Origin of the sequence: Janthinobacterium sp. CG_23.3, assembly GCF_046115965.1 — a bacterium.
Classification (GTDB): domain Bacteria; phylum Pseudomonadota; class Gammaproteobacteria; order Burkholderiales; family Burkholderiaceae_D; genus Janthinobacterium.
This window is the reverse complement of sequence record NZ_JBJXIB010000174.1, coordinates 1-9,038: the sequence shown is the minus strand read 5'-3', so window position 1 is coordinate 9,038 and position 9,038 is coordinate 1. Positions and strand designations below refer to the sequence as shown.

The following is a 9,038-nucleotide window of genomic DNA, read 5'->3' as shown; positions in this document are numbered from 1 at the left end:
CCCCCCCCCCCCCCCCCCCCCCCCCCCCCCCCCCCCCCCCCCCCCCCCCCCCCCCCCCCCCCCCCCCCCCCCCCCCCCCCCCCCCCCCCCCCCGGGCCGGTTTGCTGCGCAACAGCGCGATGCCGACGTAGACGATGTAGGCGGCGCCTATCCATTTGACGGCGGTGAAGGCGGCGGCCGACGTCGCCAGCAGCGCCGACAGGCCGATTGCCGCGGCCAGCACGTGCACCATCGTGCCGGCGCCGATGCCGAGCGCGGCGGCCGAGCCGGCGCGCCAGCCCTGGGTCGCGCTGCGCGCCATGATCAACAGCGAGTCGGGGCCGGGCATGACGTTGAGTAGCAAGCCGGAGACGATGAACAGGGTGAGGTCGTGGATGCCGAACATGGTGGGCTTTCTTTTAGGGGGCCGGGGACGCGTTTGAAACCAAGGGCGAAGAGCCGGGGCCAGGCCCCGAGGGTCTGACCCCGTTTGCGGCGCGGGTTTTGTTTTGCGGCGGCGGCGCTTATGCCTGCGCGCCCAGTTGCTGCGTCACTTGCACGAACTGTTCCAGCTTGGCCTTGGCCGCGCCGGACAGGATCACCGCGCGCGCCTTCGCCAGGCCGTCTTCGATCGAGCCGGCGACGCCGGCCGCGTACAGCGCCGTGCCGGCGTTCAGCGCGACGATGTCGTAGGCCGCGCCCGGCACGCCGGTCAGCGCCGCCATCAATTTTTCCTTCGACTCGGCCGCGCCCGCCACCTTCAGGTTGCGGCTGGCGGTCATCTGCAGGCCGAAGTCTTCCGGGTGGATCTCGTATTCGCGGATTTCGCCGTTCACCAGTTCGCCCACCATGGTGGCCGAACCGAGCGAGACCTCGTCCATATTATCGCGGCCCCAGACCACCATGGCGTGCTGCGCGCCGAGGCGTTGCAGCACCCGCACCTGGATGCCGACCAGGTCGGCGTGGAACACGCCCATCAGGATGTTGGGCGCGCCGGCCGGGTTGGTCAGCGGTCCGAGGATGTTGAAAATGGTCCGCACGCCCAGCTCGCGGCGCACCGGCGCGGCGTGCTTCATGGCGGCGTGGTGGTTCGGCGCGAACATGAAGCCGATGCCGGTTTGGGCGATCGACTGGGCGATCTGCTCGGGCGCCAGATTGATGTTGGCGCCCAGCGATTCGAGCACGTCGGCGCTGCCGGACGAGGACGAGACGCTGCGCCCGCCGTGCTTGGCCACGCGCGCGCCGGCGGCGGCGGCGACGAACATCGAGGCGGTCGAGATGTTGAAGGTGTTGGCGCCGTCGCCGCCGGTGCCGACGATGTCGAGCAGGTTGGTGGTGTCGGCCATCGGCACCTTGGTGGCGAATTCGCGCATCACCTGCGCGGCGGCGGCGATTTCGCCGATGGTTTCCTTCTTCACGCGCAGGCCCATGGTCAGGGCCGCGATCATGGTCGGCGACATGTCGCCCGACATGATCTGGCGGAACAGGTGCAGCATTTCGTCGTGGAAGATTTCGCGGTGTTCGATGCAGCGCAGCAGCGCTTCTTGATGGGTGATCGGCATGGTGCTTCCTTCTTCAGTGATGGCGCAGGAGAGACGAGCGGAGTAGACGGGCCGGCGCGGCGCGCGCGCCATTGGCGCGCGGCGGCCTCCCGCTCAGCGCGTCAGGAAGTTCTTCAGCAGCGCGTGGCCGTGTTCCGACAGGATAGACTCGGGGTGGAACTGCACGCCCTCGATGTCGAACTCCTTGTGGCGCACGCCCATGATTTCGCCGTCGTCGGTCCAGGCGGTCACTTCCAGGCAGGCCGGCAGCGTCGAGCGTTCGATCGCCAGCGAGTGGTAGCGGATCACCGTGAAGGGGCTCGGCAAGCCCTTGAAGACGCCGACGCCGGTGTGGGCGATCGCCGAGGTTTTGCCGTGCATAACCTGCTTGGCGCGGATCACCTGGCCGCCGAAGGCGGCGCCGATGGCCTGGTGGCCCAGGCAGACGCCGAGGATCGGCAGCTTGCCGGCGAAATGCGTCAGGATGGGCACCGAGACGCCGGCCTGCGCCGGGGTTTTCGGTCCCGGCGAGATGCAGATGCGGTCCGGTTGCAGCGCTTCGATCCCGGCCAGCGTGATCTCGTCGTTGCGCACCGTGCGCACGTCTTCGCCCAGCTCGCCGAAATACTGCACCAGGTTGTAGGTGAAGGAGTCGTAGTTGTCGATCATCAGCAGCATCTTAGAACTCCCCATCCAGGCCGTCTTGCACTTGTTCGGCGGCGCGCAGCACGGCGCGCGCCTTGTTTTCGGTTTCCTGCCATTCCATTTCGGGGATCGAGTCGGCGACGATGCCGGCCGCGGCCTGCACGTACAGCATGCCGTCCTTGATCACGCCGGTGCGGATGGCGATCGCCACGTCCATTTCGCCGCCGAACGACAGGTAGCCGCAGGCGCCGCCGTAGATGCCGCGCTTGGTCAGCTCCAGCTCGTCGATGACTTCCATCGCGCGCACTTTCGGCGCGCCCGTCAGGGTGCCGGCCGGGAAGGTGGCGCGCAGCACGTCCAGGTTCGACAGGCCTTTTTTCAGGGCGCCCTCGACGTTCGAGACGATGTGCTGGACGTGCGAGTATTTTTCAATCACCAGGCGGTCGGTCACCTTCACGCTGCCGATTTCGGAAATGCGTCCGAGGTCGTTGCGGGCCAGGTCGATCAGCATCACGTGTTCGGCGATTTCCTTCGGATCGGCCAGCAGCTCCGCCGACAGCTCGGCGTCGCGCTCCGGCGTGGCGCCGCGCGGACGGGTGCCGGCGATCGGGCGCAGCGTCACTTTCTTGCCGCCATCGGCGGCCGTCTCGTTGCGCACCAGGATCTCCGGCGAGGCGCCGATGATCTGCATGTCGCCGAAATTGTAGAAGTACATATACGGCGACGGGTTCAGCGAGCGCAGCGCGCGGTACAGCGTCAGCGGCGAGTCGACGTAGGGCTTGCGCAGGCGCTGGCCGATTTGCACCTGCATCAGGTCGCCCGCCATCACGTATTCGTGGGCCTTGGCGACCGCCTTCAAATAGTCCTCCTTGCTGAAGTCGCGCATGGTCTCGGTGCGCACCGAGCTCGACGTCACCGGCGCGTCGACGCCGCGGCGCAGCATCATGCGCAGGTCCTTCAGGCGCTGGCGCGCCTTCGAGAACGACTCCGGCTGGGTGGTGTCGGCGTAGACGATCAAGTACAGCTTGCCCGACAGGTTGTCGATCACCGCCAGTTCCTCGGTCACCATCAACTGGATGTCCGGCAGGCCCAGGTCGTCCTTGGGCATGCTGTCGGCCAGTTTCTTCTCGATGTGGCGCACGGTGTCGTAGCCGAAGTAGCCGGCCAGGCCGCCGCAAAAGCGCGGCATGCCGGGGCGCAGCGCCACCTTGAAGCGGGCCTGGTACTGTTCGATGAAGTCGAGCGGGTTGCCGTCGTGGCTCTCGATGACGGCGCCGTTCTTGACGATTTCAGTATGGCTGCCGAAGCTGCGCAGCACCGTCGTGGCGGGCAGGCCGATGAAGGAAAAGCGGCCGAAGCGCTCGCCGCCGACCACCGATTCAAGCAGGAAGGTGTTCTTGCCGCCGTTCTGGGTCTGCGCCAGCTTCAGGTAGAGCGTCAGCGGGGTTTCGAGGTCGGCGAACGCCTCGGCGATCAGCGGGACGCGGTTGAAGCCTTCATTGGCCAACGATTTGAATTCGAGTTCGGTCATGTTTCTCTCCATGCCGCCAGGTTTGCGTGTGGCGGTGGGTTTGCAAAAAACCTGCCGGATGCGCGTGGGCAGCCGACAGCAATCAAAACGGGGTTACTTAGCCCAGGATTGCCAGCGTCGCCAAAGCCAGGCCTCAATCGAGCCGGTTTGGGTAACATTGTGTTTTTTGTCGAGAAACATGTTGTGTGTGGTCAGTGTGCGGGTTGGTTGTGCAGACTAATTAAGTGAGCGGCTACAAGCAGCGTGTCAACTATACCATCTGAATCGGTTTCATGTATAGAGTGTCCGTGATTGTACCCGTAGGGCACCGTCAACACCGGGCAACCCGCAGCCCGCGCGGCCTGCGCGTCGTTTGACGAGTCGCCGATGGCCACCACTTGCGCCGGCGCCAGGTCGAAGTCGGCGCACACTTGCGTCAGCGGTAGCGGGTCCGGTTTCTTGCGCGCCAGCGAGTCGCCGCCGTAGACGATCTCGAAGTAGCCGGCCAGGCCTTTTTGTCGCAGCAGGGGCAGGGCGAAGGCGATCGGCTTGTTGGTGACGCAGGCCAGGCGCAGGCCGGCCGCCTTGAGCGCGTCCAAGCCGGCCAGCACGTCCGGGTACAACACGCTGACGTCGCCGTTGACGGCCAGGTAGTGGCGCTGGTAGGCGTCCATCGCCGTGGCGAAGCGCGTTGCCACGCCGGCCTCGTCGAAGTCGAGCGCCAGCACGGTGCGGACCAGGTTTTCCGAACCCTTGCCGACCATCAGCGTGATGCGTTCGGCCGTCATCGGCGCCAGGTCGAACTCGGCGCGCATCTGGTTGATGGCGACGTGGAAGTCGGGCACGGTGTCGAGCATCGTGCCGTCCAGGTCGATGATGGCGGCGCGCACGCCGCCCAGAACGTTGGCCGCCGTCATCTTAGACGCTCGCCAGTTGCGCGCGCATGGCGTCGATCACCGCCTTGTAGTCGGGCTGGCCGAAGATGGCCGAACCGGCGACGAAGGTGTCGGCGCCGGCCGCGGCGGCGGCGGCGATGTTGTCGATTTTAATGCCGCCGTCGACTTCGAGCATGATGTCGCGGCCCGATTCGTCGATCATGCGGCGCGCCAGGGCGATTTTCGTCAGCGCTTCCGGGATGAAGGACTGGCCGCCGAAGCCCGGGTTGACCGACATGATCAGGATGATGTCGATCTTGTCCATCACGTGGTCGAGGAAGTGCAGCGGCGTGCCCGGGTTGAAGACCAGGCCGGCCTTGCAGCCGTTGTCGCGGATCAATTGCAGCGAGCGGTCCAGGTGCTCCGACGCTTCCGGATGGAAGGTGATGATGTTGGCGCCGGCCTTGGCGAAGTCCGGAATCAGGCGGTCGACCGGTTTGACCATCAGGTGGACGTCGATCGGCACTTGCACATGTGGACGAATGGCCTGGCAAACCAAAGGTCCGATGGTTAGGTTGGGAACGTAATGGTTGTCCATGACGTCAAAATGTATGATGTCTGCGCCGGCGGCGACGACGTTGCGCACTTCTTCGCCTAAACGGGCGAAATCGGCGGACAGGATGCTGGGGGCGATGCGGTATGTAGGCATGGTCAGGGGCGGGCTAGGTGAAAGATGCGCTATTTTACGCCCGGCGGCGGTGTTGCGCTCCGGCTATACCTGTTTTAATCGCCGCTTGCAGCCCGCTTTTAGCCCGATTGCCGCCCGCTTTCAGCCCGCTGGTTGCGCGTTGGCGTCGCCCCGGCTTGCGTCTATTTGCCGGCGACACCTTGCGCCCGGCCGCGTTTTGGGGTGCAATGGCAGGTCATTGACAATGTCACATGCCCGCATCGGCGGGCTGGCACAGCTTACTTGAGGAATTTCGATGGCTTCTTATGAATTTACTGTTTCCGTCCGCACGCAATATCTGCCGGAACAGTCGGACCCCGACCGCACCAGTTTCGTGTTCACCTATTCGATCACGATCAAGAATAGCGGGACGGTCGGCGCGCAGCTGATCTCGCGCCACTGGGTCATCACGGACGCCAACAACCACATCGACGAGGTGCGCGGCCTGGGCGTGGTCGGCCACCAGCCCTTGCTGCAACCGGGCGAGCAGTTCGAGTACACCAGCGGCACCGCGCTGGCCACGCCGCAGGGATCAATGGTCGGGGAGTATTTCTGCGTCGCCGAAGACGGCCACCAGTTCGAGGCCAAGATTCCGGAATTCGTGCTGTCGCTGCCGCGCACCCTGCATTGATTACTGCCGGCCCGGGGCGGCCCGCATCGCGGCCGCCCGCCTATTGCATCTTCACTTCTGTCACTCGATTTTGTCGCCGGGCTTGTGCTCGGGCAATTGCTTTTTCTGCGCCGGACGGTTCGGCTTGCGGCCCGAATACATGGTCCACCAGACGATGAAGACCAGCAAGAAAAACGCAAACACCGCTTCCAACATTAATAGCCACATATCATTCCCCATGTCATTTTCACGCAGTAGTTTACTCGTTTCGATGGGCGCCGTCGCGCTTTCCCTGGCCGCCTGCACCAGCACGCCGGTGCCGCCCGCGCCGGTGCACATTCCCGCGCCGATCGTCAAGCCGGAGCCGGCCAAGCCCGCCGCCGCGCCGGCCGTCGCCAGCGCCGCGCCGGCGCCGCAGTTCGTGCCGGTCGGTTTCGCCGCCTTGCCGGGCTGGAGCCGCGACGACATGCGCGCGGCGTGGCCGGCGTTCATGGCCTCGTGCGGCGTGCTGGTCAAGCGCGCCGACTGGAAAGAGGCGTGCACCATCGCGCGCCAGGTCAACGCCGGCGAGGAACGCGCCATCCGCCTGTTCTTCGAAACCTTTTTCGTGCCGCACCAGGTGCTGGCGGCGGACGGCGCCAACAGCGGCCTGGTCACCGGCTATTACGAACCATTGCTGCACGGCGCGCGCAAGCGCGGCGGGCCGTACCAGACGCCGCTATATAAGGTGCCGGAAGACATGGTCAGCGTCGATCTGGCCAGCGTCTACCCGGAGTTGAAGGGGATGCGCCTGCGCGGCCGCCTGGTCGGCAAAAAAGTGCTGCCCTACGCAACCCGCGCCGAGATCGAACGCGCCACCGAGGTGACGGGCAAGGAATTGATGTGGGTCGAAGATCCGGTCGAAGCGTTCTTCCTGCAGGTGCAGGGTTCGGGTCGGGTGCAACTGGCCGACGCGCAGGAAACGGTGCGCGTTGCCTACGCCGACCAGAACGGCCACCCGTACAAGTCGATCGGCAAATACCTGGTGGAGAAGGGCGAGCTGACGGCGGACCAAGCCTCGGCGCAGGGCATCAAAGCCTGGATCGCCGGCCATCCTACGCGCCAGCAGGAATTGTTCAACGCCAATCCCAGCTATGTGTTCTTCAAGGAGGAGCGCCTGCCGGACCCGAAAGTGGGGCCGAAGGGCGCCTTCGGCGTGCCGCTGACGCCGCAGCGTTCGGTGGCGGTCGACGCCACCTTCCTGCCGCTGGGCGCGCCGCTGTTCCTGTCGACCACGCAAGCGAACAGCGACATCCCGATGCAGCGCCTGGTGATGGCGCAAGACACCGGCGGCGCCATCCGCGGCGCGATCCGGGTCGACTACTTCTTCGGCTTCGGCGCCGAAGCGGCGGAAAACGCCGGCCGCATGAAACAGAGCGGCATGGTGTGGGTGCTACTGCCAAAGCAAGCGCCAAAACGCTAAGAAAAAGCCAGCGCCTGCAAGCCGCGAGAGGCGCTGCTTTAAGCCAACATTGTCGGGTAACGGCCCTTGGGCTAACCCGATGAAAACCTCGGTCCTAGCGCAACACCATCACCGGCAGCGTGGTATGCGCCAGCACCTTCTGCGTTTCGCTGCCGAGAAACAGCTTATTCAAGCCCTTGCGGCCGTGCGAGGCCATCATAATAATGTCGCATTGATACTTCTCCGCAGTCGCGACGATTTCCTCGTACGGACTGGCCGACAGGCTCACCACGCCTTCGAACGGCACCTGGGCTTCGCGCGCGGCAACGCCGACCTTGTCGAGGTTGCGCTGCGCCGTCTCGTGCATCTCGCGTTCGTACTGGCCGGCGTCGAAGACGGCGCCACCGTCGCTCATCGGCGAAAATGGAAACGGCTGCACCACGCTGATGCCGATGATCTTGGCGTTATTCAGCTGCGCAAACCGGATCGCCGTGACGGTGGCCTTTTCTGATAATGCGGAGCCGTCGGTGGGCAGTAGGATAGTGTTGAACATGGAATTCTCCGGTGGATGTACACAAGCCAGCTTATGGAAGTGAGGCGAAAAAAACCTTGATGCATATCAAAGCCGTGCAAATCCAGCCTCCTGCTGCCTGATGTCCGAGTGTAGGCTGCCGCGCCGATTCAGGCGCGCACGGTATGCAGCGGCGAGGCAAGCGGCATCGCCTCCAGGCCGTTACCAGCACCGCGAACGGCTGTGAGTAATTGCACATACTCGCGGAAGGGGGGTAAACGCTACAATCGCCGCTACCGTGTTCCACCCATAGGAGAGCCTTATGCAATACGAAGATCTGATTATCGAAATTCACGACAAAGTAGCGCTGATTCGCCTGAACCGCCCGAAAGCGCTCAACGCGCTGAACGAACGCATGATGAACGAGCTGGGCGACGCCCTATACAAGTTCGACGCCGACGCCAGCATCGGCTGCATCGTCCTGACCGGCAGCGAGAAAGCGTTCGCCGCGGGCGCCGACATCGCGGCGATGGCCGACTACACCTATCCGGACACCTTTAAAGACAACTACATCACGCGCAACTGGGAACACATCCTGCGCGTGCGCAAGCCGGTCATCGGCGCCGTCGCCGGCTACGCCTTGGGCGGCGGCTGCGAACTGGCGATGATGTGCGACTTCATCATCGCCGGCGACAACGCCAAATTCGGCCAGCCTGAAATCAAGGTTGGCGTCACCCCGGGCGCCGGCGGCACCCAGCGCCTGCCGCGTACCATCGGAAAAGGCAAGGCCATGGACTTGCTGCTGACGGCCCGTACCATCGACGCCGCCGAAGCGGAGCGCATCGGCCTGGTGTCGCGCGTTGTTCCCGCCGACAAGCTGATGGAAGAAGCGCTGGCTGCGGCCGCGACCATCGCCGCCATGCCAACTTCGGTGGCGATGATGATCAAGGACGCCGTCAACCGCGCCTTCGAAACCACGCTGACCGAAGGCGTTGCCTACGAACGTCGTTTGTTCCACGCGGCGTTCGGCACGCCGGCCCAAAAAGAGGGCATGCACGCTTTCTTGGAAAAGCGCTTGCCAAAGTTCGACGGACTTTGATATGATTCGCCTCCCCGCTGAAACAGTAGCGAAATCAAGTAGTTGCAGCGCAACGGGGAGCGCCGGAAACGGCGTTGCAGGAAAATCAGGGGGTTGACGA

At 64.6% G+C, this 9,038-nt stretch carries 11 protein-coding genes; 3 read left to right on the top strand and 8 right to left on the bottom strand.

Going from position 1 to position 9,038, the window contains the following annotated elements; genetic code table 11:
• From ACFDR9_RS25755 to rpe, 6 genes are all read right to left on the bottom strand, one after another.
• The coding region (locus tag ACFDR9_RS25755) for a LysE family translocator (RefSeq protein ID WP_409032808.1) at positions 1 to 385 on the bottom strand (385 nt) is incomplete at its 3' end.
• Positions 386 to 503: 118 nt separating this feature from the next.
• Entirely contained in the window at positions 504 to 1,541 is a 1,038-nt protein-coding gene (trpD, locus tag ACFDR9_RS25750) for an anthranilate phosphoribosyltransferase (protein ID WP_409032807.1), read from the bottom strand.
• Between the two features lie 93 nt (positions 1,542 to 1,634).
• On the bottom strand, positions 1,635 to 2,198 hold the full coding sequence (locus ACFDR9_RS25745; RefSeq protein ID WP_017877666.1) for an aminodeoxychorismate/anthranilate synthase component II: 564 nt from the start codon (positions 2,196 to 2,198) through the stop codon (positions 1,635 to 1,637).
• A 1-nt stretch (position 2,199) separates the two neighbouring features.
• Positions 2,200 to 3,696: an anthranilate synthase component I gene (gene trpE, locus ACFDR9_RS25740; protein WP_026133098.1), complete on the bottom strand. Its 1,497-nt coding sequence runs from the start codon at positions 3,694 to 3,696 to the stop codon at positions 2,200 to 2,202.
• Between the two features lie 191 nt (positions 3,697 to 3,887).
• A complete protein-coding gene (locus tag ACFDR9_RS25735) occupies positions 3,888 to 4,592 on the bottom strand; it encodes a phosphoglycolate phosphatase (RefSeq protein WP_409032806.1) in 705 nt (234 codons plus the stop codon).
• A gap of 1 nt (position 4,593) precedes the next feature.
• Entirely contained in the window at positions 4,594 to 5,259 is a 666-nt protein-coding gene (gene rpe, locus ACFDR9_RS25730) for a ribulose-phosphate 3-epimerase (protein WP_409032805.1), read from the bottom strand.
• A 274-nt stretch (positions 5,260 to 5,533) separates the two neighbouring features.
• On the opposite strand from rpe, the gene apaG reads away from it, so the two are divergent.
• Positions 5,534 to 5,908, top strand: coding sequence for a Co2+/Mg2+ efflux protein ApaG (apaG, locus tag ACFDR9_RS25725; RefSeq protein WP_017877662.1), 375 nt, complete (start codon positions 5,534 to 5,536; stop codon positions 5,906 to 5,908).
• 60 nt (positions 5,909 to 5,968) lie between these two features.
• Here apaG and ACFDR9_RS25720 read toward each other — a convergent pair whose 3' ends face one another.
• Positions 5,969 to 6,115, bottom strand: a complete 147-nt coding sequence (locus ACFDR9_RS25720) for a hypothetical protein (protein ID WP_409032804.1) — start codon at positions 6,113 to 6,115, stop codon at positions 5,969 to 5,971.
• 10 nt (positions 6,116 to 6,125) lie between these two features.
• On the opposite strand from ACFDR9_RS25720, the gene ACFDR9_RS25715 reads away from it, so the two are divergent.
• Positions 6,126 to 7,349 (top strand): murein transglycosylase A, encoded by a 1,224-nt coding sequence (locus tag ACFDR9_RS25715; RefSeq protein WP_051068320.1) that lies wholly within the window; start codon positions 6,126 to 6,128, stop codon positions 7,347 to 7,349.
• 94 nt (positions 7,350 to 7,443) lie between these two features.
• Here ACFDR9_RS25715 and ACFDR9_RS25710 read toward each other — a convergent pair whose 3' ends face one another.
• Positions 7,444 to 7,881: a universal stress protein gene (locus tag ACFDR9_RS25710; RefSeq protein ID WP_017877659.1), complete on the bottom strand. Its 438-nt coding sequence runs from the start codon at positions 7,879 to 7,881 to the stop codon at positions 7,444 to 7,446.
• Positions 7,882 to 8,161: 280 nt separating this feature from the next.
• Between ACFDR9_RS25710 and ACFDR9_RS25705 the strand changes: the two genes are divergently transcribed.
• Positions 8,162 to 8,938, top strand: coding sequence for an enoyl-CoA hydratase (locus tag ACFDR9_RS25705; RefSeq protein WP_409032803.1), 777 nt, complete (start codon positions 8,162 to 8,164; stop codon positions 8,936 to 8,938).
• Positions 8,939 to 9,038 lie beyond the last annotated feature (100 nt).